General features: G+C 55.1%; 19 protein-coding genes. 11 read left to right on the forward strand and 8 right to left on the reverse strand.

All coding sequences use genetic code 11. The features are described 5' to 3' along the window. Positions 1-6 precede the first annotated feature (6 nt). The 4 genes from ABIE61_RS14500 to ABIE61_RS14515 all read right to left on the reverse strand — a co-directional run bounded on the left by ABIE61_RS14500 (position 7) and on the right by ABIE61_RS14515 (position 5529). Entirely contained in the window at positions 7-603 is a 597-nt protein-coding gene (locus tag ABIE61_RS14500) for a hypothetical protein (RefSeq protein WP_354410720.1), read from the reverse strand. A 161-nt stretch (positions 604-764) separates the two neighbouring features. Then, positions 765-3428, reverse strand: coding sequence for an ATP-binding protein (locus tag ABIE61_RS14505; protein ID WP_354410723.1), 2664 nt, complete (start codon positions 3426-3428; stop codon positions 765-767). A gap of 7 nt (positions 3429-3435) precedes the next feature. Further along, positions 3436-4227, reverse strand: a complete 792-nt coding sequence (locus tag ABIE61_RS14510; protein WP_354410724.1) for a response regulator — start codon at positions 4225-4227, stop codon at positions 3436-3438. Positions 4228-4443: 216 nt separating this feature from the next. Next, positions 4444-5529: an EAL and HDOD domain-containing protein gene (locus ABIE61_RS14515; protein WP_354410726.1), complete on the reverse strand. Its 1086-nt coding sequence runs from the start codon at positions 5527-5529 to the stop codon at positions 4444-4446. A gap of 529 nt (positions 5530-6058) precedes the next feature. Between ABIE61_RS14515 and ABIE61_RS14520 the strand changes: the two genes are divergently transcribed. The 10 genes from ABIE61_RS14520 (at position 6059) to ABIE61_RS14565 (ending at position 18727) form a co-directional block, all read left to right on the forward strand. Next, complete coding sequence (locus ABIE61_RS14520; RefSeq protein WP_354410729.1) at positions 6059-10468, forward strand: SdrD B-like domain-containing protein; 4410 nt, start codon at positions 6059-6061, stop codon at positions 10466-10468. Positions 10469-10626: 158 nt separating this feature from the next. Next, positions 10627-10983, forward strand: coding sequence for a DUF4870 family protein (locus ABIE61_RS14525; RefSeq protein ID WP_354410732.1), 357 nt, complete (start codon positions 10627-10629; stop codon positions 10981-10983). Positions 10984-11110: 127 nt separating this feature from the next. Continuing rightward, positions 11111-11536, forward strand: a complete 426-nt coding sequence (locus ABIE61_RS14530) for an META domain-containing protein (protein WP_354410734.1) — start codon at positions 11111-11113, stop codon at positions 11534-11536. 344 nt (positions 11537-11880) lie between these two features. Further along, entirely contained in the window at positions 11881-12906 is a 1026-nt protein-coding gene (locus ABIE61_RS14535) for a diiron oxygenase (RefSeq protein WP_206840616.1), read from the forward strand. A gap of 118 nt (positions 12907-13024) precedes the next feature. Continuing rightward, positions 13025-14068, forward strand: a complete 1044-nt coding sequence (locus ABIE61_RS14540) for a 2Fe-2S iron-sulfur cluster-binding protein (protein ID WP_354410736.1) — start codon at positions 13025-13027, stop codon at positions 14066-14068. Between the two features lie 100 nt (positions 14069-14168). Continuing rightward, a complete protein-coding gene (locus tag ABIE61_RS14545; protein WP_354410739.1) occupies positions 14169-15263 on the forward strand; it encodes a 4Fe-4S dicluster domain-containing protein in 1095 nt (364 codons plus the stop codon). Further along, on the forward strand, positions 15263-16105 hold the full coding sequence (locus tag ABIE61_RS14550; RefSeq protein WP_354410741.1) for an FAD/NAD(P)-binding protein: 843 nt from the start codon (positions 15263-15265) through the stop codon (positions 16103-16105). Before ABIE61_RS14545 ends, ABIE61_RS14550 begins: the two co-directional genes overlap by 1 nt. Further along, complete coding sequence (locus tag ABIE61_RS14555) at positions 16106-16903, forward strand: NADH-quinone oxidoreductase subunit B family protein (RefSeq protein WP_354410742.1); 798 nt, start codon at positions 16106-16108, stop codon at positions 16901-16903. Further along, on the forward strand, positions 16896-18191 hold the full coding sequence (locus tag ABIE61_RS14560; RefSeq protein ID WP_354410744.1) for a Ni/Fe hydrogenase subunit alpha: 1296 nt from the start codon (positions 16896-16898) through the stop codon (positions 18189-18191). The genes ABIE61_RS14555 and ABIE61_RS14560 overlap by 8 nt, the downstream gene beginning before the upstream one ends. Next, positions 18188-18727 carry a hydrogenase maturation protease gene (locus tag ABIE61_RS14565; protein ID WP_354410747.1) on the forward strand — a complete coding sequence of 180 codons (540 nt, stop codon included), beginning with the start codon at positions 18188-18190 and terminating at the stop codon, positions 18725-18727. Before ABIE61_RS14560 ends, ABIE61_RS14565 begins: the two co-directional genes overlap by 4 nt. Here ABIE61_RS14565 and ABIE61_RS14570 read toward each other — a convergent pair. Further along, entirely contained in the window at positions 18655-19473 is an 819-nt protein-coding gene (locus tag ABIE61_RS14570; RefSeq protein ID WP_206840605.1) for an ATP-grasp domain-containing protein, read from the reverse strand. The genes ABIE61_RS14565 and ABIE61_RS14570 overlap by 73 nt on opposite strands. 184 nt (positions 19474-19657) lie before the next feature. Here ABIE61_RS14570 and ABIE61_RS14575 point away from each other — a divergent pair, with 184 nt between their 5' ends. Next, positions 19658-20593 carry a DMT family transporter gene (locus tag ABIE61_RS14575; protein ID WP_206840603.1) on the forward strand — a complete coding sequence of 312 codons (936 nt, stop codon included), beginning with the start codon at positions 19658-19660 and terminating at the stop codon, positions 20591-20593. A gap of 23 nt (positions 20594-20616) precedes the next feature. Here the strand turns inward: ABIE61_RS14575 and ABIE61_RS14580 are convergent, their stop codons facing one another. From ABIE61_RS14580 to ABIE61_RS14590, 3 genes are read right to left on the reverse strand one after another with little or no spacing between them, the layout of a single operon-like run. Then, positions 20617-23724, reverse strand: a complete 3108-nt coding sequence (locus ABIE61_RS14580; protein ID WP_354410750.1) for an efflux RND transporter permease subunit — start codon at positions 23722-23724, stop codon at positions 20617-20619. Continuing rightward, entirely contained in the window at positions 23721-25094 is a 1374-nt protein-coding gene (locus ABIE61_RS14585; protein ID WP_354410752.1) for an efflux RND transporter periplasmic adaptor subunit, read from the reverse strand. The genes ABIE61_RS14580 and ABIE61_RS14585 overlap by 4 nt, the downstream gene beginning before the upstream one ends. Then, on the reverse strand, positions 25078-25716 hold the full coding sequence (locus ABIE61_RS14590) for a TetR/AcrR family transcriptional regulator (protein ID WP_354410753.1): 639 nt from the start codon (positions 25714-25716) through the stop codon (positions 25078-25080). Before ABIE61_RS14590 ends, ABIE61_RS14585 begins: the two co-directional genes overlap by 17 nt. Between the last annotated feature and the right edge of the window lie 24 nt (positions 25717-25740).

The raw sequence follows: 25740 nt of genomic DNA on the forward strand, positions 1-25740 counted from the left end.
AGGGTTTTAGGCGTCTAAAAAGCGGAAACCCGCATGAATACTGGCCTGAGGCGTGTAAAAGAGACGATTTTCAGTGGATAACTGTCGAACTCGGGGGTCCAGCATGATTGCCTTGAAGCAGGCAAACAGGCAATCATTCAATGGGTGCGGAACGGGAATCGCGTCATGCAACCAAGCCTTCGAGGCAAACATGCCTTTGGGTGCATCATCGAAGCATTTGTCAGCCAGATAGTGATCGAGTGCATGGAACCATTCATGCGCGATACTGCCGGGGCCTGCATTCTTCGCCAGCGAGAAACAGCGTGTGGCCGGTGTGTAATGGGCAGCCACGCCCGGGCGCCCACCGATACCATACTGAAAAGCCAGCGTACCACGCAGCGAGATAAGTGCCTCAGGTCCATTCAAAATTGTCATCAGGTCGCCCAACGCATCGTAGAAATGGGCTGCGGCCTGTTCGTTTTCGTCTCGTGTTACCCAGCGACCTATTTCAATGGAACGAAAGTCATAACGTTTGCGGATGTCGGCGAAATTGATGATTTCACCAAAGCGATGCTCTGGACCACGGCGGTAGAAAGTACGACTGGAATTACGAGGTGCTGCCATCACATTACTTGCACAAGACCTTAAGACGCCTGAAAGCCTGCCTGAATATCAAAAGGGTTTCCAGCATTAGAACACGCATACAGCGACCACAGAACTGCGCGCACTTTTGATTCAGGGCCCGCGCCAGCTTTTGCTGCTTATTTTTGCAGGAGGAATAAAGATCAACCCAACTCCAAAAGTCGCCTGTGAATGGCTTTGAAATCTCCCCTTTGCGCCAACGCGTTCAACTCTTCGGCAAAACAAGCACTTTCTGGGTGTTGCTTGCCCAGTTGTTCACACCATTCGGTTATATCAGTAACAGCACCCAACTCCAGCCACACTTCCAGCTGTTGAATGGAGTCCTCATTTATAGCAATACTTGAGGCCGTCACACTACCTGAAGAATGCGCTTCCGAAGAGTTAGACGCTTGTATGTCAGCCAATCCACACGCACGAGCAACCTCATGACGCAGCCGAGCCAGGTCCACCGGCTTGCCCAGCAAGGCGGTGTAACACTCCCCCGTTTTTTGGCGTTCCGGTTGCAAGTACCAGGTAGCTGATAACAGCAATACCGGCACAAGAGGGTCTATTGCTCGCGCCGCCTCGAGGACGGCACCACCTGACGCCTTTGGCAAACGGTAATCAGTCAGGATGATGTCCGGCATTGTGTCCTTAGACTGTAAAGCATCGATCGCTGACTCCGCGTCGGTGAACGTTTCGACTGCAAAGCCAAGCTCTGACAGCTCCGTGTAGAGTAAATGACGGATCTGCTCAGAATCTTCAACCACCCAGGCTTCAAGGCCATCGGCATTATACAAAGGCAACATCCGAGTCGGACTTTTAAGCACAGCAATGCCTGCATCTTCTCTACCCGGTTTGACCGGCACAGTGAAACGCACGCAGGTACCTTTATTTGGTGCACTGTTCAAGCCAACATGCCCTTGCATTCGCTCGACCAACTCTTTGACAATAGCCAGCCCAAGGCCGGCCCCCTCCCCCTTATCAGACACTCGAAAAAACGGGTCGAAAAGCTGATCATGCTCTTCGGCATCTATACCACACCCTGTATCTTCAACCTCACACACCAACTGAAGCACGGACCCTTTCTTACTTTCGTGTGTATTCTTATCGTAAATACGAAGCGTAATATCACCATTAACCGTATATTTCGCTGCGTTATCCAGCAAATTAAGTAATATCTCACGCAAAAGCGTCTCATCACAGCGAATTACAGACGGCAGCAATTCATCAATTTCAAGCCTGAAGCCGTTATTATTTTTACCGGCCAAAATACGACCTTCATGCGAAACATTATTTATAAAAGCATGCAGATATAGATCAACCTCATTCATTTCTATCGAGGTAACATCACGTGCGTAATCAATCAGACGGTTAATCAGGTTAAGCATATGGCTGGCACTGTCATAAATAATATGACTCATTTGACCAGTTTTGCCTTGCTCTGTACTCAACAGCTGTGAATATCCCATAATGGAAGTCAGTGGTGACTTCAAATCATGTGTCACACGGCTTAGAAATTTTGTTTTTGATGCATCCGCCTTGTGCGCAGCGTCAAGCGCCTGATTCAATTCCTGTGTCCGTTGAGCCACCGCCCGCTCGAGGCGATCACGCTCGGCCTTTTCACTTTCACGCAACTGCAACTCCAGCATGCGCTCGTACTCACGCTGCTTAAGCACATAGATCAACAGCAGCCCCATAATCACCATAATCTCAATACCGACCCTAGCCAGAGAAAAACTTAAGTTATAGTGAATATTGAGGGCAAAGCTCATAACAAGAAGTGTTGTGATCAGCCAGTTCAGTGACAATAACCCGATCAGAAAGGGTTGCCACCTCGCTGAAATTTTCATCGCTGCAGGAACAATACACAGCCATAATAATGCAAAAAAAATGTGTACTCCTGATGCAAGCCTGCGTACGGCAACACCATCAAGAAAGAAACCTGTTACCGAAGCCAAAAACGTTACACCCAAAACACCTATTGGCACCCAGCGCCAGTATGGGTGTTTGTTAAGTCCCAGAAAAAAGACACTAGCTGCTATAAAAAGAGACTTTTCGAGTAAAGAACTCATAAAACGAATATTTAGGCCGATATCCGACTGCTCCGAGAACAACAGGTAACTGATATAGCCTTCTTTTTCGGCCTCAAGAACAAATAGAGCCAACATCCAACAGGCAAGCAACAAGTAGTGCAGGTTATGTTGCAACAGCAGCACAACAAAAAGCGTCAGTACAATGGCAAACAGAACGGAGTGCTTTTGATACCGGTCACGCTCAGCAATAACAAAGTCAACGGGGTTCCAGCTTGTAACCCCTAATGCAGGGCGATGATTTGAGCGTACATGCAGCAACAACAATACTTGCTCTTTGGCGCTCAGGCTCACAGGTACAACCGCACGAGTCGTCTTGACTGCTCGGCTTTCAACAGGAACATCAGCGCCTATGCGCCAATGCCCGACAGTTTGCCTGGTGTCTGGCACCAACAGCCATGCATCGATTTCATCCAAAGCCCAGGGGGAAATTTCCAGCCAGCGATATAACGGCATATCACTGTCATTACTCAACACCACCCGCAGCCAAATTGACGATTGTTCACGCGGGGCAGCCAGTATCGCAGGAGTATGCTCAACCGGCACCCAAGACGCGCCATCAAGAATCTGGTAAGGCTCATGGCGCTCGCCATAGGCCACATCCAACACTTGCATCATGCTTGCCAGATTGGTTTTTGAATCCTGAACACTTAAATCCAGAACCGACTCTGCCCGAGCAAGCAACGGTGTCAGCAGCAGGATACAAAACAGTCCGATCACGCGTACCAAAAGCATGACAATCTCACTGCACTGGACAAGCCTGACGAAAAGCCGAAGGGGTTGTGCCGAAACGTTCTTTAAAGGCAGTGGAGAAGTTCGCACTTCCGCTGAAGCCGACCCGGCAGGCAATCTCGCCAACGGATAATGCTGTGTTGCGCAGCAATTGACATGCCTCTTTCATACGTTCCTCTCGAAGATACTCAAAAACAGTCATTCCGGAACAATGCTTGAAAGCGGCATTCAAACGCTTGGTGTTGGTACCTGTCAGGCGCGCCAATTCCTGAATACCGGGCGCATCATCAAGGCTGCGCAACAGATACACCCGGGCACTGTGAAAGAGGACAGAATACAAATTGCCATCATTATTGCTGACTTCGCTCACCGTTCCAGGTGCACCCATCACATCCGTGAAATGTTGAGGGCTTTGGATCAAACGATTCCGCAGGTGGACCGACAGTCGCAACCGTACTTCGTCAAAACTGAAAGGTTTTCCAATAAAATCCACAGCTCCAGCCAGCAACCCCTGCACCCGCTGTTCGGTACCGGAGAAAGCAGACAGAAAAACAACCGGAACCTGGGATGTAGCTGGATCACCACTTAACGCTTTACATGCCGCAAAACCATCGCAGCGCGGCATATCCACATCCATCAAAATCAGGTCTGGCGACAGCAGTTTGGCTTTATGGACACCATCGACACCATCATGCGCATGATAGAGGCGACAACCATATTGTTGCAGATAGGTTGAGATAAGCATCCGCTCCGCTTCAGCGTCATCGATCACCAGTATCCTTTTTCCCTTCAGCACATCCATTCCATACGCCCAACCGAATTACGTTCATGCTTGTGTTGTCGGCAATCATCGCACACAAACGAGCGTTTCATGTAATCAACCTATACTTTTTCCCTCGGGCAAAAGACTTACCCATCGGGCAAAGCCGAACCATTCTATAACAAAACCAATGCCACTTACGGGCATGACGACTACAATCGGCACGGCAACACCTGCTTTTTATGAATACCCGACAGCTCAAGTACCATATAGTCCTGCCAACGCGGCGCTTGTCCAGCTGCAACTCTCCAGATAGTAACGATTCAAGCGGATCACCGCTCTATCGGTTGTAGCTCCCAATGCAGCACCTTCAAAGGCAATCACCAGCTTTAAAACTTTGCCAAGGTTCCCTGTGCGCAGCATCAGTGCACGCTTGATTGCGTCACTCAAGGGCAACTGTTCACACACAGTCTCCAGACTTTCGCTCAACATCAAGTCTGCCATCGACAGTAATCCCACCATAAATGCGGCATCAGGGTCATCATTGAATTCACCGGCCGCCAGTCGCAGACACATGGCAGCCCGCGTCAAAGCCTGTGGTAACAACAGCATATTGCACGGATCATCGTTTGCGAGCACCAACGTGGTGACCAGTGTGCGCAGCCGATCGATACCCAGCAGCAGTATTGCCTGGCGCAAACTGCTGATAGTGTTGGCGCGCTTGCAATGCGCTGAATTGATCATTCGCAGCAGGCGTACACACAACTGTGGTTCATGTGCCAGCAGTTGCTCGATCCTGTCATAATCCACTTCCGGGTGTTGCAGCTCGCTTAGTATCTGCAACTGCGCCTCTCGATGCCCCTCCCGCTTGACTGCCGTTTTCCGTTTGACTTCAGGCCGTGCATAGAAGTACCCCTGAAACAGGGTAAACCCCTGCAGTTTGCAGGACTCAAACGTTGCCAGATCTTCCACCTTTTCCGCCAGCAAGGTGATACCCCGCGCCCGATACTCATCCAGATCGCGCTCTTTGAAGGTCTGATTGAGCATATCCAGCTTGATAATATCCGCCAACTCCAGCAACGGTCGTGTGGCCGGTGTCAGTTCAAAATCATCAAGCGCCAGCGCATACCCCCGCGCCTTGAGCCCTTGCAACGCCGCAAGCACTTCGGAGTCGCCTTCAACACTTTCCAGCACCTCGATTACAACCTGTTCTGGATTCGGTGGCAGCAATTCCGGCAGTAACAGCCAGTCACGTGGTGCATTGAAAAACAGTTTGCGACTGCCACACAGTGATTCAATACCGGTTTCGTAGAAAGCCGCATTACAAGCCCGTGCGGTGGCCATCATCTGATCATCTGATCATCTATAATTGCAGTATTTGCATTTGCACTGGCCCGGTAGAGCAGCTCATCTGCCACATGCCTCATGCGCGCATCGCAAATAGGCTGAAGGGCTATGCAATAAGGTTGACTGAACGACATAAGATGATGCCTGAACGAGTGTTAGACCTGAACCAGCTTTAATCATAAAGGAAGTCCCTGATCGGAACTTTGGAGGCAAAGCCAACAGGTTTGCTCAAGGCGACTTTTGCTTGTGTGATATTTCAAATCGATACCGATCAAAAAACTTACCTGCCAGCAAACCCCCTTCCCCTCCACCAAACAAAAACAAACGCCAGTTTGGATATAGTCACGTCTTTGTGTGTGTTAACAACTCAGGGATAGTCGATATGATGTTTTTCCAACAAAAAAACAGGTACAGCCCCCCCGATAACCCCATACCTGTCTTGGAAAGCATGGGTTCATGCGTCAAAGTGAATCTGCTGCAACATGCCGGGACCATAACAAAACAAGCCACTTTGGCTGCCGCCCTGATGGGTACCTCAACAGCATGGGCAGCGCATGACCTGGTCCTCAATCATACCGGGCCGGACAACATAGCCATAACTCAAACTGCGACGTACACAGTGAGGCTGGACAACAGCCATCCAAGCTGGACCGATACAGCTACTGGAGTTGAACTGACATACAACTACCACCCTGGCTTAGCCAGCTTCACAAGCAGTACGTTTAACAACGGCTCGGGTTCATGTACTGACAACTCATCCGGCACCATCACCTGCTCCATTGATAATATCCTTCATGGAACAACCGACTTCGCCATCGACTTTGCTTTTCTGGTCCATGGAAACTCGCTTCCAGACAACTCTCAAGTTTCAGCCAACCTGCAAACGACTGCTACAGTTACCAGCACAGACGACAGGGTGTCGGATAACGAGTCAGAGAGTGTCACTACCAACGTACAAGCAGGAACCGATTTAGGTGTCACATTGACATCTTCCCCTGCCAGCGGTGGGTCTGTTGCATCAGGTGCCATCTGGTCTCATGAGGTTACCGTCAACAACAACGGTCCCCTGAGCGCAACCGGCACCACCGTGACCCTTGCACCTGCAGCCGGAACTCGCTGGGTAGCAAGCAGCCTGCCCGCTGGATGCAGCATTGCCAGCGCCAATGTCGAGTGTACCATCGACGGCAGCTTTACTAATCAGGCATCGCAAACCTTTAGCGGCATTGAGTCACAAGTGATTGCTGCGCAAGGTTCATCTTTAAGCCTGACAGCGAGCGTTGCGTCTGACCTGACTGATGATAACTCAACGAACAACTCAGCAGTGTCAAGCGCCTCTGTGACATCGGGTACTGATCTGATACTGGATCTCAGCGAGAACCCCACAGGCACCATCATCGCTGGTGATCCATCCACTATCACTGTGACCCCTCGGTACACTGGCGATGTTCCCGATACGCCCACCTATACGGTGACCATCCCGGGTGCATTGACCGTTGATACCAGCTCACTCAACTATGATGGCTGGGGCAGCTGCAGTTTCAATAGCCCAACAAACACATTATTGACCTGTAATGGCTGGAACACCGGTGGTGCAGTAGCTGGTGCATCGCAACCGATGGGCACTGCCACTTTTGATGTAACCGGACCAACCGGTGACTATACCCTTAACGGCTCGCTCAGCAGCAACTCTCCGGAAGAGATCACTGCGAACAACAATGATAGCGTGCTCGTTGAATTTGAAAGCCCGATAATTAATATTACGATTTCGAAGACTGGACCCGTAGCGCCTCAGGACAAGTACCAAACGGGCTCCGCCATCGAATACACCGTTACACTGCGTAACCCCACACCCGATAACAATGTTGACTTCTGGGGACCTCTATCTTTTTCGGAGACCGCACCAGCAGGGCTGACAATCGACAGCATCACTCCACCTAATGCAAACTGGACATGTAGCACCTCAGGCTGTGACCGCACCTACACCGAGGCTGATCCTTTCCCACTCGGCACATCTCAAGCTTTCACTGTCAATGCAACAGTGGACAGTACTGATGGCAGTCCACTCGTAAACGAAGTGTGCCGCGCCGCGTATATCCACCCATTAGTGGGTACCGTAAACGCTCAGGAGTGTGACACAGCAGGTGCTGTTACCGGCCACCCGGCCGCCGACAGTACCGATCTTGCAGTCGCCAAGTCTGTTACAACCCCTGCTAACGACATAAAGGCAGGCGACTGGCTGGCGTATTCAATTACAATGAGCAACATCGGCAGTAACTCTGCCAGCAATGTTGTTGTCTCTGACAACCTTACCGGGCTGATCACCAGCACTGACGGCGGCAGCTTCCAGATCACCACGATTCCAGCTGGCTGGAGCTGTAGTAATGGAGGCACATCTTTAAGCTCTGGTGCTTACCAGAACTCTACCTCTGTAAGCCTAAGCTGTACCATTGCCACACTGGCAAATGGTGCCAGCGACACCCTAGAGTTCCGTATTCGCCCACAAGGCTCTGCCAGCAACGGTAATAACCTCAACCGCAGCAACACAGCCTATATTCAGTCAGATACCCCAGAACCTGATTTCAGTAACAACACTGGCTCAGTCAATGCCGCGGTACAGGCCAAAACTGACTTTACAGTCACCAAGGCAGTGACAAGTTGGGACAACAAAACAGGTACCGAACTGCAGTACACCATCACTGTCAGCAACGCTAACCTCTCAGGTGCAAATAATGTTGTTGTAACAGACGTACTGCCGGAAAACGTGACCTATCTGGGCCTCGACGGTTCTACTCTACCGTCCTGTAGCGGCGTGGATATTGGTGATACCACAACATCTGTGGATAAAACCCTGGAATGCAGCTGGAGCAGCTTCCCACGCGGTGGCGATCGCAGCTTCATTGTGCGTATTCGTCCGAACAACGAACAGCAAGGGCAAACCTTCGTTAACGATGTTTACGTCAACGTAGAGCCTGAGACTGAAATTGCCAAAGCCGGCACTACAGAAGAAACCGACTACACCAACAACGCCGCACAGGCCAGCGCCACCGCTGATGAATCTGATATCGACCTTCAGGTCAACAAACAGGATATGACAGACCCTGTATATATCGGCGACACGGTGACGTATCAGGTGCGCATTACCAACAACGGCCCATCCGTTGCCACCAACGCATCTATCTACGATTATCTGCCAACTGCCGGCTTCAAATGGGTTGGTGACGTTCGATTCTATGAAGGCAGCTATGCCCCTGGTAACGAAATCACGGGTACAGATCTGACCGATGCCGGTATCAGCTGTTCCAAGCTGCCCAACGTTGATGGCGTGGGTACCGGTGGCGAAGACAAAAACCTGCCGGGTAAACTCAGCTGGATGTGGCCGCCCAATAACGAGAACTGGGTCGGAACAGACCCGGACTATAACTCCGATTACATCGATGGTGCGTGGGACTCGCGTATTCTGAGTAACGCGGATATCGCCTGTAACATGGGTTTGTTGGAAAGCGGCCAAACACGCGTGCTGACATACACCCTCGAAGCTACAGACCGCGGCGTGTACATGAACCACTCGGTTGTACGTTCTCAGGAACATATCGACCGTGTTGGTCAGGGGTTCACCGACCGACACTGGGAAAATGATGTTGTACAGCACCGCACCACGGTACGTACCACACCGGATCTGACTTTTACAAAAGAAGTATCCACCCCGGTAGTATCGTTGATGGAACCGTTCAGCTACACCATTACTGTTACCAACAACGATACCGACGCTCAGCTGTACTACCCGAAAGTTGAAGATACGTTGCCCGCAAACATGGAACTGGCTGGCACACCAACACTTAGCGGAGCATTGGTGAACGGTGCACTTGTCTGTACCACCATTCCGATGCCGCCCGCTGCAGGAACACCGAGTGCCGCTGGCGATACAGATTTTGCCTGCGCACTGGGTGAAGGAGTACCAGCACAGGGGCAGGTCGTTTTGAGTGTTCCTGTCAGGGTTACCGGCGGCTCAGTTGCCACATTGAACAACACCGCTCAGCTGCATTTGGATACCGACCTTGAGTTTGATAATCCTCCGCCACCTGCGGCTGAGGACAATGTCGATGTTGATGTCGTGGTATCCAGCCTTGCAGGCCGCGTCTATCACGACAATGATGATAGCGGCAACTACACCAACGGTACGAACCCGGCCATTTCGGGTGTTACGGTTAACCTGACGGGTACTGATGATTTCGGAAACCCGGTCAGCCGTTCAACGACCACTGATGGTAATGGTGAATACCTGTTCGACAATCTTGCACCCGGCAACTATACCGTGACTGAAGAGCATCCAGCCAGCTGGATTGATGCCGAAGAAACAGCCGGCTCTGAAGGCGGCAATATTGCCACCAATGATGTGATCAGCGACATCACATTGCCCGCAGACACTGACGCAACCGAATACAATTTCGGTGAACTCAGAGATCTGGGGACCGGCACCGTCACAGCCAGCATTTCGGGCTATGTCTATCATGACCGCAATAACAATGGCGTGTTTGAGACGGACGAAGCGCCTATTGCCGGTGTGACCGTACGTCTGGAAGGTAATATTAATGGTGACGTTCGGACCACGACCACCAATACCAGCGGCTATTACGCTTTCAGCGGTCTTGAGCCGGGCGTGGAGTACACCGTTACGGAGGAACAGCCTTCAGGTTGGGTCGATGGCCGTGAGACAGCAGGCAGTGTCTTCACCGACTCAGCCAACAGCAACGATGTGTTTGTCGTGAATGTTAGAGATGATGAGCATGGTGAGGAATGGAACTTCGGTGAACGCAGATCTTCAGACCTGACCCCCACCGCCATTCCGGTGATGGGCCCGTTCGGTTTGCTGTTGACTGCATTGCTGCTGGGCCTGATGGCGATGCTGTCACCGCGCATTCGCCGTCAATTTTGTTGATTCACTTCAGCATCTGAACAATTAAACAAAGGCCACACCGCAAGGTGTGGCCTTTTGTGCAACTACAGGCAATAGCGTCATATCACCGATTGCGAGATAAACGCATCCCCGGTTATTATGGCGCGTTTTAAATATTCAATTTGAAATGGAGTTTTGATATGACTGAGCAGGTAGTAACTGTGGAAAAGCCCACCACTGAAGGCAGCTGCAAGCTGGTTTACATTCTGTATCTGGTAGGGCTTGTGTTTGGTATCACCGGTATCATCGGTGTCATTATGGCCTACATCAATAAAAGTGATGCACCGGAATGGCTGCAGCGCCACTACCAGTTTCAGATCCGCACATTCTGGATCGGTTTTCTCTATCTGGTAATCGGCAGCATACTGTCGCTGGTCATCATCGGCTGGTTTGTTATCCTTTTCTGGGTTGTATGGCTAATCATTCGTTGTGTCAAAGGCATGAAAGCGCTGGACATGAAACAGGCGCCTGCCAACGTCACCGGCTGGCTGTTCTAGGCTCTGATTTTGTTGTACCGAAGCCGCACCTGTACGTGCGGCTTTTTTGTAGCTGAACCCTTCCCGTGATCTGTGGTCATTGTCTGCTACATTGAAACAACTCCCCCTATCGGCAAAGGACAACATCATGAACAGGACGCTTGTCGCTCTGGCTGTGGCCGCTCTTGTAAGTGGCTGTACGACACAACCGCAAGAGCCGAACGAACAGATCCAGCACTCCCAGTACGCGCCATTGCTGACCAGCAAGGAGTGGATCGTCGAGGATATTAACGGACAGGGCATCATCGACAGCTCACGCGCCAGCCTCAGTTTCGATGCTGAGGGACGGGTCAGTGGCTCAACCAGCTGCAACCGATACTTTGCCGGCTACAGCCTGAATGGCCATCGGCTTGAAATCAATCAGGCGGCCACCACCATGATGGCCTGCCCGGAAGCATTGATGCAACAGGAGCGCCGCTTCCTGAATGCGCTGGAAGCGGCCCAGCGCATTGCAATCGACCCCAGCGGTGCACTGATTCTGCAAGGCAATGGCCATCGCATGCTGGCCCGCTAATCTGACAAAGCCCCCACGCCCTGCCAAGGCAGGGCACACCCCTCTTTTTCTCCCGCCCTTCGAATCTTTGACATCTGCAAATATTGATATGAGTCAAAACAAAAACATTTTTTAGCTTATTAAGTATCCAATTAAAGGATCAAAAACATACAAAATAATCAATAATGCTTCTTATTAAAAATAAAATATTATTTATTTTCAATAATTTAAATTTTTATAAACAATGAAATAGGTATTTTCCAATATGATACATAACGTATTTTTAAAATATTGATTTATGTATCACGAGTGCTAAATTGCGAGGGCTTTCAAACAACAAGAACCCCGATACAGAGGTAAGCTCCATGCATGATAAACTCGCTAACACCATGGAATTTCCGCCGGAAACACCGCAGCCGAACATCTACCCGCTGCGCTGGGAAACCAAGTCTTCCAAAGTAGAAGAGATCTGGGATGCATCTCTGCGTGAAGCCTGGAACCCGAAAGACCTGCCCTGGGACACCTTTGACGCTTCCAGCTACTCATGGGAAGAGCGTGAAGCAATCGCCTACTGGTGGACCCTGCTCTCTGTATTTGATGCCTCTGCACCGCCGGTTTTCGCAGAAGCATTCATCAAAACCTACGAAGATCACGAAGAAGATGCCATCCGTCGCTGCTTCTTCTCCGTCACCCGTGACGAGCAGAACCACGAACAGATGTGTGGTCTGGTGATCACCAAAATGCTCGAGTCCGCCAGCCCACTGGAATATGAGCCAAAGACTGAACTGGGTCGTCGTCTGCAGAAAAATGCACGCTGGCTGTACTACAACGGTGGTCGTTACTGGAATGGCTACAAGAAAGCCGTTCCCAAATACAGCCTGGCCGTACTGTTCAGCTCATTCCTGATGGGTGAAATCGCGGCAGCCACCATCTTCAAACAGATGTCTCAGAGCTGCGAAGAGCTGGTATTCACTGAAGCGTTCAAGAACATCGGTCGTGACGAAGGCCGCCACATGGCGATCTGCCTGTCGCTGATGGAGCGCGACTATCCGAAGCTCTCCCAGGAAGAGAAGTCGATCATCACCAAGCAGATCCGCGCAGGCTACCTGTTCCTGTCTGCCGTGCTGTTCGAGCCGCCGGCCGAGTTCTGGGATCTGCCTGAAGACTTCATCGCTACCCAGCGTGAAGCGGAAGCCATTGCACGTGAAGCCGGTTTCGGTATCCCGACTTACGAAGACAAGCGCGAAAACTGGCGCAACGCCATGCTCAACCTGAAAGCGGTTCTGGACAAGTATGACACCCCGTTCCCGGCGATCCCCGAAGTGGACATCACCGGTGAGGAAGTGACCCAGGCGGATCTGGATTCTGCGGATATCATTCCGATTTTCTGATAACGCCTGTCCGATGCTTGCTTTTACAGCCGCCCCGACCCAATCGGGTCGGCTGTTTTCCGTTACCAATTTCTGCTGTTACAGGGCTGACTGAGCCATTCAGAGCCCGGAGGTGCGTATGACTACAATCCGTTTGTCCCCGTCCGGCAAAGAGGTTGAGGCCAAAACCGGCGAGACCGTGCTGGAAACCCTGGAAAATGCCGGCTATGCCCTGCCCAACAATTGCCGCGCCGGAGCCTGTGGCGAGTGCAAGGTCAAAGTGCTCAGCGGTGAATTCGACCAGGGCATGGTGCTGGATATGGCACTGTCTCAGGACGAGCGTGCCGAGGGCTATGGCCTGATGTGCATGTGCAAGCCACTCAGCGATACCCTTGAGATCGACTGGGGCACGGATGATGCCAAACCCAAACTGTTTCCGCCGCGCGAAAATATTCGCTGCGTGGTCGTGGACCGCATCGAGCGGACGCCGCGTATCGCCGAAATTCGCCTGCGCCCCATTGGTGAGCCGATTCGCTTCTGGCCGGGTCAGTATGTGAGCCTGACCGATACCCAGAAAACGGTCACCCCACGTTCCTATTCCATCGCCAACGCCCCGCGCCCTGATGGCGAGATCGTGCTGCAGATCACACGCGTGCCGGATGGCAAGACCAGCAACTGGGTTCACGATGAAGTAAAGCCCGGCAGCATGGTCAACGTGTCAGGCCCCTATGGCACCTTCATTGGCGACCCCAGTACTGATGGTCCCGTACTGTGTCTGGCCGCCGGTACTGGCCTTGCTCCGATTCTGAGTCTGGCAGATGCCGCCCTGCGCCGTGGCTTCAAGCAGCCGGTGCACCTGATGTTTTCGGCTCGCACCGAAGATGAGATCTATTGCCGTGGCCTGATGGAACTGTGGAATGCGCGTCATCGTCGCTTCAAGTTCATCCCGACTTTGACCCGGGAACAGAAAGAAGGAATGCAACACGGTCGTATTCCCGACATCATCAAGGATCTTTATGCTGACCTGTCAAAGCATGCAATCTACATCGCCGGCAGCCCGGAGTTTGTAGATGCCTGCATCGAAGCGGTCAAGGCGCAGGATGCTCAGGCCGAGATGATCCACACCGAAGGCTTCTTCGATCAGGCACCGCCGGTCGCACCTTCCAAGTCTCAGCTGGTGTGACACAAAGCGCTGCCGGAAATCAATCCGGCAGCCTCTGCTGCTTGTATTCATCGCCCTTTGTGCCTAACGTTGAATGGGTATCCCCGACAGCGGCGACAGAATGGAACCGGCAGACTTTCTCCCCCGTCATCGACTTCAATCCCTGTTGGATCACCTGTTACAGCAGAGTTTTGAAATCCTTGCGCCACAGGTGCGCGATGGCGCTATTCTGTTCAGACCAACACTGCACGTTGATCAACTGCCGAGAGGGGTTACCCAGCAGCAGGCACCCGGGCACTATCGACTGCAGCAGGGTGATTCCCCACGCTGCTTCAGCTGGGCCAACGGCCCGCAGGCAATAAAACCTTTGACGTTTACCCCGCAAGAAACACTCTGGCGCTCGGAGTTGCAGGCCGATGGCAGCCTGCGCTTTCATGAAGCCCCCGTCGTGACCCGTGCTACTGCGGTGATCGGGGTACGTGGCTGTGATTTGGCCGCGCTGGCACTGCAGGACCGCCACTTTCTGGAGCGAATTGAAGACCCTCTCTATCGTCAACGCCGCGACAGCCTGCTGCTGATTGCGGTGGACTGCTCGCACCCGGCTGACACCTGCTTTTGTGCCAGCACTGGCGACGGACCCGAAGCGCAAACCGGATTTGATCTGGCCCTGACCGAGCTGGCCGAAGGTTACCGTGTCAGAGCCGGGAGTGTGCGCGGGGAAGGTATCATGCGGGCCCTGCCACTGGTTGCGTCCGATGCCGCCCTGCGACAGGAAGCCATCGAGCAGGCGCGCCGGGCACGACAGCAGCAGCGCGCCCTGCCTGACTTTGATCCTGCCGCATTAATCCAGCAGGGTGAACATCCAGCCTGGGACAAGGTCGCCGATGCCTGCCTCAGTTGCGGCAACTGTACCTCCGTCTGCCCCAGTTGTTTCTGTCACAGCGAGGCTGAAGCCCCGACGCTTGATGGCCAGCAATCGGAGCACCAGCGTCAGTGGGACTCCTGTTTCAGCGAAGGCCACAGCTACATTCACGGCCTGCATGTCCGACCGGATACCCGCAGCCGATATAAACAGTGGTTGACGCACAAGTTCGGCAGCTGGGTGGAGCAGTATGGCCGCAGCGGCTGTACCGGCTGCGGTCGCTGCATCAGCTGGTGCCCGGTGGGGATCGACCCGCTGCAGGTGCTCAGCGAGCTGGGCGAAGAGGTGAAATAATGCGTCATCAGCAGCTCCCCGCCAGTGCCGAAGTCGTCCGCCGAGTGCAGGAAACCGCCGATATTTTCACCCTGCAGCTGCGACTGGACGATCCGTTAGACCCCTCGTTGCTGACTATTCAACCCGGTCAGTTCAACATGCTGGGCGTGTTCGGTGTCGGTGAAGTCCCGATCTCGTTCAAGGCCCTGACAAACGACCATGATGGCACGCCCCTGCTTGAACACACTATTCGCGCGGTGGGCCGTGTCACACGGGCACTGTCGGCACTGCAACCCGGCGACCGAATCGGCGTTCGCGGTCCCTTCGGGCACGGCTGGCCTCTGGCCGAGGCGCAGGCAAAAGATGTGTGCGTGATCACCGGCGGACTGGGCTGCGCCCCGGCGGTTTCGGTGATCGAGCATCTGTTTTCCAACCGTGACGCCTTCGGCCGGATTCATATCATTCAGGGGGTACGCCACTCTGACGATCTCATCTGGCGTGCCCAGTACGAGGCCTGGGCGCGCCAGCCCGATACAGAGGTGCAGCTGGCTGCAGACAGCGCCGCGCCCGACTGGCCCTGGTTCAGCGGCAGAGTCACCGAGCTGATCACACGTCTGTCATTGCGACCGGCGCAAACCCACGTCTACTGCTGTGGCCCTGAGCCGATGATGCGTGCCAGTGCCGAGCAACTGATTGCCCAGGGTGTAGCCGAGGATGCAATCTGGCTCAGCCTTGAGCGCAACATGCAGTGTGCCACCGGCCACTGTGGCCACTGCCAGTTCGGCGCCGACTTCATCTGCCGCGACGGCCCGGTGTTCAATTATCCGCACATCCGTAACCGACTTGGCCTGAAGGGAGTATAGGTGAGTAGACCCAAGGTTGCCGTGCACAAATTCAGCTCCTGCGATGGCTGCCAGCTCGCGTTTCTGAATCTGGGCGAGTCGCTGCTGCAGCTGAGTGAACAGGTGGAAATTCTGCACTTTCTGGAAGCAGGCATGAGCGAAGCCGATGCTCAAGTGGATATCGCCTTCGTTGAGGGCAGCCTGTCTACGCCGGATGAGCTGGAGCGCATCAAGCAGGTACGCGCCAACAGCCGCTTTCTGGTCAGCATCGGCGCCTGTGCCACCAGCGGCGGCCTTCAGGCACTGCGCAACCTGGATGGTCAACATGATGCATGGCGAGATGCGATCTATGCCCGCCCCGAGTTCATACAGACCCTGCAGGATGTAAAGCCTATCGCCTCCTTGGTGGACGTGGATCTGGAGTTGTGGGGTTGCCCGGTCAGCAGCCCCCAGATAGTGGCAGCCGTGCGCTCGCTGCTGTTCGGCGTCGCACCAGTGGATGATCGTGACCGGGTCTGCCTGGAGTGCAAACGCCAGCAGGCCGTGTGCGTGATGGTCACCGAGGGCAAGCCCTGTATGGGCCCGGTCACACGCACCGGCTGCGGAGCGCTCTGCCCACGCTTTGGCCGCGACTGTTATGGCTGTTATGGTCCTGCCGAAACGGCCCAAAGCGACACCCTGGCACGCCGTTTCGCAGGTTTGGGCCTAATGCCGGACGCCATTGCCCGACGCTTTCTGCTGATCAACTCTCAGGCCCCCTCGTTTTTACAAACCGGCCGGGTATTCTGGCACTCGGGACAGGAGGCTGAAGATGACTGAGCGCCGTATCCGCATCGATGTACCCGCCCTGACGCGGGTAGAGGGTGAAGGCTCGCTGCGACTGGAGGTCGTTAATGGCCAACTGGTTGAACTGGGCCTGTCGATCTTTGAGCCACCGCGCTATTTCGAGAAGTTTCTGGAAGGGCGCGATGCCCATGAAGTCGTGGACATTGTGGCCCGCATCTGTGGCATCTGCCCCATCGCCTATCAGGTCAGCGCCCTTAATGCCCTCGAGTCACTGGCCAAAGACCCCTTGCCACACTGGGTACAAAAACTGCGCCGGCTGTTCTACTGTGGTGAATGGCTGCAAAGTCACGCCCTGCATATCCATCTGCTCGCCCTGCCCGATTTTCTGGGTTTCGACTCTGCCATCGCCATGGCCGAGCAACACCCGGAGACTGTCCGGCGTGGCATGCAATTCCAGGCGCTGGGCAATGAGCTGATCCGGTTGCTGGGGGGGCGCTCGGTACATCCCGTTGGCGCCCGCATTGGTGGCTTCCACCGCGCCCCTGAACCCGAGCAGATATCGCCCCTGCTGGACAGGCTGCGCGAGGCTCAGCCACTGGCCCGTGATCTGACCGCTTTTTGCTCAGGGCTGGACCTGCCGGATGACCCGCAGGACTTTATCAGCATCGCCCTGACTCATCCGGATCGCTATGCCATTGAATCCGGTCGGCTGATCACCAGTACCGGGCTCAGTCTCGGGGTTGAGGAGTTTGAGCAGCACTTCCACGAACACCACAAGCCGGACTCCACCGCCCTCTGGTCCGACCTGAACGGCGAGCCCTATCTCACCGGTCCATTGGCTCGGTTGAATCTCAATCACGAACACCTGCCGCCCGCCATTCAGCAAAGCCTGAAGGCAACCGGGCTGCAACTGCCCAGCAACAACATGTTCCACAGCCTGATAGCCCGTGCACTGGAGATCGAGCTGGTGATTCACGAGGCGATCGACATACTGCAGGACTATGAATACCCAGCCGCTCCCTGCCCGCAACCCGAACTGAGCGCAGGGGTCTGCTTCGGCATGAGTGAGGCGCCGCGTGGCCTGCTTTGGCACCGCTATGAGGTAGGACCGGATCAGCGGATCAAGGCAGCGCGCATCGTGCCGCCCACCAGCCAGAATCAGGCGCGCATTGAAGCGGACCTGTATCGCTCGTTGACCGCATTCGGGTTGAACCGGGATGAGGAGTCTCTCAGGCTGAGGGCCGAGCAGGTCATTCGCAACTATGACCCCTGTATCTCCTGCGCCACCCATTTTCTCAGGCTGGATATGCGTCGATCATGAGTGGCTGGCGGGTGATCGGCATCGGTTCTCCGTTCGGGGACGACCGTGCAGGCTGGGTGGTCTTGGAACAGCTGGCACAGCACTCACTGCCAGAAAATGTAGAGCTGATAACACTGGATCGGCCAGGCCCGGATCTAATCAACTGGCTTGAGCGGGACATAAAAACAATTTTGATCGATGCCGCACAGACAACTGCGTTTCCCGCGGGACACTGGATGCCGCTTGATATCGACCAATTGGACAGTTCTGAAGACCTGTCCAGTCATGGCTTTGGTCTGGCACCCACGTTGAAACTGGCGCAGGCTCTGGGGAGCCTGCCGCATCAGCTCAGGATATTTGGGATCTGCATCGCCCCCCGCTCAAGCCAGCCTGAACACAACACCCTGTCCTCCAGCGTCATGACAGGGGCAGGACAGCTTTCGACTAGGCTGGCAGAACAGATTGCCGCTGATTCAGATGCGCGCTATACCGCAACCGGCAGCGGCGGGGTCGGATCGATCGGGTCGTCATCCCGCTCCGACTGCTCGCGCAGGTAGTGCTCAATCGCCTGCGAAACCTGCTGACTCAGCCCCTGCAGTCCGGTATTGCCGAACAGGCGGTTGAATTCCAGCAGATAGGGGTAGCCATCCACCATCGCCACGTCAAAGCCGGCATGGTCGATCTCCAGTTGCTGGGCCACGCGCAGCACCAGATCCACGGCGGCCTGTGGCAGTGGCGTCTCGATATCCACGGTGCCACCCTGAGACAGGTTGTTATGGAAGCCATCATGACCCTGGCAGCGCCAGAAACCGGCCACCAGCTTGCCGCCCACCACAATGATGCGCAGGTCACGATCGATCGGCAGCTGTTCCTGCACGTAGATCACCGGTGTCTTGCCCAGATAGGCATTCCAGTCGGCCCGGTTCTCGATCAAAAACACCCCCTGCCCCATGCTGCTTTTCGGAATCTTGGCAACAAAAGGCAATGGCATCTGATCCCAGACACGCTCGGCATGTTGCGGATCATTGGGCTCAATCAACGTCCAGGGAATATTGCCTGCAGCCACCATCTGAAAGGCACGGGTCATCTCAACCTTGTCATGGCCAATCAGGTATGAGGAGAGGCTGGGGAAGATCTTCTTGTTGAGACCAAACACCAGTGCATTGACCTGCCAGTATTCGGGAAACAGCACCCAGTCTGCCGCTTCAACCCGTTCGCGTTCACGGAAAAGATGCTCGGGTTTGATGTAATGCACATCAGGCAGGTGGAGGGTTCGGAACGCATCAAAGGACACGCATTTCATTTATGTTGAACCGGTGAGTTGAAAGTCGCGGATAATAATCCGCTTCTTCACCGGCGCAAAGCATTTTCTGCTGCATTTTTGAGCAGAAATACGGTGCTGTTTTATCGACCTGGCAGCAGGGTGAATTCACCCGGCAGAGAGTGTAAGCTGTGTTACATTCTGTTCGGTTTCAGGAGTCATGAATATGTCGGCCCAGCGCAATCACCTCGACTTTTTTGCCATCAGCATCATGCTGATGCTGTGTACCATCTGGGGCTTTCAACAGGTGGCGCTCAAGCTGGCGGCAGATGATATCGTACCGACCCTGCAGATCGGCCTGCGCTCCGCATTTGCCGCCAGTGTTCTGTTCCTGCTGATGCTGCGCAGCGAAGGCCGTAACGTCTTCGCCGATGGTACCGTCAAGGCGGGTATCCTGGTGGGTACCATGTTTGCCGTCGAGTTCCTGTTTGTGGGGCTGGGCCTTGAATATACCAGCGCTTCACACATGGTCGTGTTCCTCTACACCTCCCCCATCTTTACTGCGCTGGGGATGCACTTTGTTCACGCCGACGAGCGCCTGAGCCGCATTCAGTGGAGCGGTATCGGCCTTGCCTTTCTGGGGGTCTGCATCGCATTTCTGGGTCCAGCCAATGCCGGCCAGCAAACCACCCTGCTGGGCGATTTCTATGCCCTGCTGGCGGGTGCCGTCTGGGGCTTTACCACCGTTGCCATTCGCCGTTCCAAGCTGTCAGAGGCACCTGCGGTCAAAACATTGTTTTACCAGATGGCCGCAGCCTCGATCCTGCTGATCGGCATGGCGTTTGCGCTGGGTCGCGGCGAGATGAACTGGACCCCCGAAACCAGCATCAACATGGCCTTTCAGGCCGTGGTGATCGCGTTCGCCAGCTATCTGACCTGGTTCTGGCTGCTGCGCCGTTACTTGGCCTCACGCATGGCCACCTTCACCTTCATTACGCCGCTGATCGGCGTGCTGTTCGGCGTGCTGATTCTGGGCGAAACCCTGAGTGTGCAGTTCATCATCGGCGGCCTGCTGGTGCTGACCGGCATCTTCCTGGTCAGCGCAAAGGACCTGCTGAACCGGCGCAGGGCACGGCTGGTAAAAGAGGCACTGGATTCATAGCGGCGTAGGGTTGAATCCGCACCCTACTCATCCACTCTGGGCTCAAGCTCGGTGCTCCAGCCCAGATCATCAAGAATGGTATACAGCGCCGGCAGTACCAGCAGCACCAGCAGGGTCGATACCAACAGGCCGAACACCACCGAGATCACCAGCGGAATCACGGCCATCGCCTGGGTGCTGGTTTCGGCCAGCAGCGGCAACAAGCCTGCAACCGTGGTGCTGGTGGTGATCAAAATGGCCCTAAAGCGATTACGGCTGGCCGCACTGGCCGCCTGTGCCGTGGTCATGCCTTCGGCACGATAGGATTTGATGAACTGCACCAGCAGAATGGCGTTGTTGACCACGATGCCTGCCAGTGAGGCGGCACCAATCAATGATGGCATGGACAGGTTATATCCCATGATCAAGTGCCCCCAGACCGCCCCCATAAACGCCACCGGAATCGACAGCATGACGATGATCGGTTCCAGATAGCTGCGAAACTGGAACGACAGAATCAGGAAGATCCCCAGCAGGCCGATCAGCAACCCTCGGGCGATCGACTGTCCGGTTTCCTTTGAACGGGCGGTCTGCCCTTCAACCTGCAGACTGATCCCGGGCCACTGCCGGTATAATTGCGGGAAAACCCGTTGCTGCAGATCAGCCACGATATTGCCGGCGTTGGCCACACGGCTGTCGACATCAGCCGAGACCGTCACCGTGCGTTGGCCGTTAATGCGGGTAACCTGCGCCCAGTGACGCTCCTCGACGATGCTGACCACCTCCCGCAGGGGAATCATCTGAGCGTTATTGCCGAGAATCACCGTATCCTGCAAAAAGGCACGGGTAGCACGCTCGGCACTGCTCTGACGGATCAGCACTTCAATATGCTGATCCCCGATCTGCACCGTATCGACAATATCACCCAGCAGACCGGTACGAATCTGACCGGCCACATCCGCTACCGTCAGGCCCAGTGCCAATGCGTTTTCCTTCAGCTTGAGGGTGCGCTGGGGTTTGCCGGGGCGCAGATCATCCAGCACATTGAAGGCACCGGCATAGCTGAAGATTTCCTGGCTCAGGTAGTGAGCAGCCGCTTTCAGGTCATCCAAATCATGGCCCTGCAGACGGACTTCGATCGGGGTGCCTGCTGGACCAAACCCCGGTTCCTGGATATTCAGTGCAATCACACCGGGGATATCACCGATCTCTTCGTACCAGCGCTCGGTCAGCCGGGCCAGATCAACCGTGCGCAGCTCGGCAGTCAACAGGTCCGCCATCACCGTAGCAACATGCGCGCCCTTTTCTGCGGAACTGGCATGCCGATTGAAACGGGTTTGGATATTGCGCACCAGTTTCTGTCCATTGGGCTGCTGCGGACTGTACGTCTCACTCAGCCCAAGCATGGCGTCTGTCACCCTTTGCGTGATCGCCTGTGTTTGATGCAGCGGGGTTCCCTGGGGCAGCAGCACACGCGCCTCGAGCACATCACCGTCGATTTCAGGCATCGCCTCCATGCGCACATGCCCACCGGCCATCAGGCCGATCGAACCCAGCAGAACAATCACCATGGCCGCCAGCACGCCGTAGCGGAAACGGATCGCGCCGTCAGTCAAACGTCCTGTTGCTTCCCGCAGGCGCTCAAAGCGGTGATCAAAACCGCTACGAAAGCGGGAGGGAGGTCGCTCCTGTCCCTTCGCCCTGGCCAGGCCGCTTTTCAGATGATGCGGCAGTATCCAGAAAGCCTCGATCAACGATGCCGCCAGCGCCGCGATCAATACCACCGGCAGTACTTCCAGCACGGCTCCCAGTTCACCAGCCAGAAACGCAAGCGGGACAAAGACGGCCGCGGTGGTCAAAAACGAGGAGAAGACCCCAGGCATGATTTCCAGAGTGCCTCTTGCCGCCGCCTGCAGTGGGGTGGCTCTCAAGCTTGCATGGCGCGCAATGTTTTCAGTGATCACCACTGAGTCATCCATGACAATACCGATCGCCATCAGCAGCGCCACCAGCGTGATCATATTGAGTGAAAGACCGCTCAGCGCCATCACCAAAAAAGCACCGGCAAAAGCGGTTGGCAAACCAAACAGTGCCCAGAACGCCAGCCGAGGGCGGAAAAACAGCGCCATCACCAGCCCCACCAGCAGCAGGCCGGTGATGCCGTTGCTTACCAGCATCTGCAGGCGGTCCTTGACGATGGAGGTCATGTCCTGAGTAATGTCCAGGTTTACACCCTCGCGGCGGGCCTGTTCCTCCGCGATGAAAGCCTCCAGAGCATCCATCACCCGCAGGGCATCGTCATTACGGTTCTTGTGAACCTCGAGAATAATGGCGCGCTGGCCGTTGAATTCGACCCGCTCCTCATCCCGCTCATGGGTTTCAGACAGGCTGGCAATGTCACCCAGCCTCAGCACCGCTCCGCCGGCATTGGCCACAACCGGCAAACGAGCCAGAGCCTGCAGCGTGCGGCGCTCATCGACAAAACGCAGCTGGATATCCTGATTATCGGTTTCCAGCGCCCCCAGTGGCATATCCAGACTCTGGCGGCTGATGGCGCGGGCAATATCACCGGCATTCAATCCGTACTGACGCAGCTGGTCACTGGAAACTTCCACTTGCCACTGGCGCTGGGACAAACCTACCGTCACCACATCGGCCACACCCTGAAGCGTAAACAGACGGTCTTGCAGCTCATTGGCGTAGCTTTCCAGATGGGCAAAGCTCATCGGCCCGGATACCGCAATGGCCGCAATCAGATCGGTACGGTAAAGCTCACGAATGACCGGCTTTTCGGCCGTTTCCGGCAGGTCGGTCAAGGCATCCATTTCGGTGCGGATATCATCCAGAAACCGGCCCATATCGCCCTTCGGACCCATGCTGGCGATCGTCTGAGCCTGGTTGTCCCGTGCAGTACAGCTGATCTCACGCATGTGATCCACCCGCTGCAGGGCTTCCCCCAGCCGCTGGCAGATAGCCTCCTCAACATCGGCAGCCGTGGCGCCGCGATATTCCATACTGATGCTGACTTCTGGCGGCAAATAGGCGGGAAAGGTTTCACGGGTAAGGCTGGGGGCAACAAACACGCCCATCGCCAGTATCAGGATCAACAACAGGTTACTGGCGGTCGGATGACCGGCAAACCAGCGGATCATGGCTGCTCTCCCCGCGCGTCCTGTTGCAGTCTTTGCCAGGCCTGCTCATCCGGCTGCGGTGCAAGCAAGGCACCCTCAACCGCGGGCACCAGATCATCCAGAATCAGCCGCTCCCCCGCGTCCAGTCCCTCGGCAATAACGGCCAGATCTCCCTGCTGCCAGGCAACGCTGACCGAGCGGCGCTGCAGCCGGTTATTGTCATCCGCCAGATAGACCTCATTCTGATGCAGCGCACTGGCCGGAATCACGATGACCGGTTCAGGTGTAGCTGCGGAGATGTTGGCCTGCACGAACATGTTGCGTACCAACGGTGGCCGTGACGGCGGCTGGGCATTGCGATAGGGTTCATCCACTGTAATCACGGCCTGCAGGGTCCGTGTTGTGGGTTCAAGGCTCCCGGTCACTCGAGTGAGCCGACCGCTCCAGCGAATATCCGGCACATTGCTGGGGCTTACCCATACGTCGAGCCGTTCCAGTGGCAACTGTTGATGGAAGTTAACGAAATCATGGCTGGAAGCCTCGGCATCGGCCGCGACCGGCGCCAGGGGCAGCTGGGACAAAACCCGGCGCAGCGCTTCCAGCTCCACCTGAACGGTAGCCTCGGCCTGGGCAATATCATCGACTGTAAACAGGGTTTGGCCGGCGCTGACATACTGGCCTGTTTCCACCTCGGCCTGATGTACGCGCATCGCCCAGGGTGCCTTGAAACGTGTATCTTCAAGATCCTTGATGGCGTTTGCCCGATTGACTTCGGCGCGGGCCTTGCGTGCGGTCAGAGCATCACGTCTGACAGGAATCAGGCTGAGTTGGTTGGTCAGACTCTGTACCGCCTGCTCTTGCTGCAGGGTGGCCCGCTGCTGCTCATCCAGGCGGGTGGCAGACAATGCACCGCGCTGTACGAGCGTTTGTGAACGCTCCAGCTCACGCTGCACCAAAGCCAAACGACGCTGTTCCAGTGCCAGCAGAGCCTGGGTATTTTCTTCTTCCTGCACCAACTGACGCAGCTCGGCTTCCAGACCGGCCAGATCCGCTTCGGCGGCCGCTTGCGCCAGCTCATAGCGGCTGGGATCGATCTGCAGCAGAGGGGTATCTGACGCAATCAAATTGCCACTGTCCAGCTCCGGGTGCTTCCAGACGACACGCCCGGCCACATTCGCCACTGCCTTCCAGCTGTGGGCCGGCAACACCTGACCATAGCCACGCACCTGTGTGATCAACACCTGAGGCACAATATCCAGCACCCGTACCGGGGTGGCCACCGTCTGAGCATCAATACGTTGTGGCGGCTGTTTCAGCTTGACCATCACCACCACGAAGAGCACTCCGGCAACCAAGGCCAAAGCAAGGGTGAACTTATTTTTCCTTGTCATGCGTCGTCTCCAAGAGGCTGTCGCTGAAAAGCCGATAGATACGTGGGGCCATATGCTCAATAGCATGCAGCTCACCACTGACCATCCCCTGCACCACCAGTCCCTGTATGGCACCCAGATAAAGCACTGCCGCTGCTTCAGTATCAATATCACGGCCCAGACAGCCTTGCTCGGCACCCCGCTTGAGCAGTGTAACGACTCTGTGCCGGTAGTTAGCCAGCGTGTTGCGGACAATCTGCTTGGCAGGTCCATTACCAGGCTTTTGCAACTCACCCAGCATCAGCCGGGGAACGCCAGGGTTTTGGACAATAAAGCTCACATGAGCCATAAACATGGCCTCCAGCGCCTTGTCAGCCTGCTCATACTGTTCAGTCACACTGAAAACACGCTGACTGAGCTGATCGGAAACCCAGCGAGCCACTGACTCCCACAAACGACCTTTGGTGGGAAAATGCTTGAACAGAGCCCCCTGAGACAGCCCTATTCTTTCGGCAATACTGGCTGTCGTTAACGTGGAGGGATTCTGGTCGGCAGAGAGCTGTACAACGGCCTCTATGGTGGCGGACTGTCGCTGTTCAGTACTCTGATAGACCCTTTTGGGACACTCTATTGTCTCAGGCATGGCACAACCCAAAGAAAGTAATTA

The sequence above is a fragment of the Marinobacterium sp. MBR-111 genome (assembly GCF_040547585.1).
Taxonomy (GTDB): Bacteria; Pseudomonadota; Gammaproteobacteria; order Pseudomonadales; family Balneatricaceae; genus Marinobacterium; species Marinobacterium iners.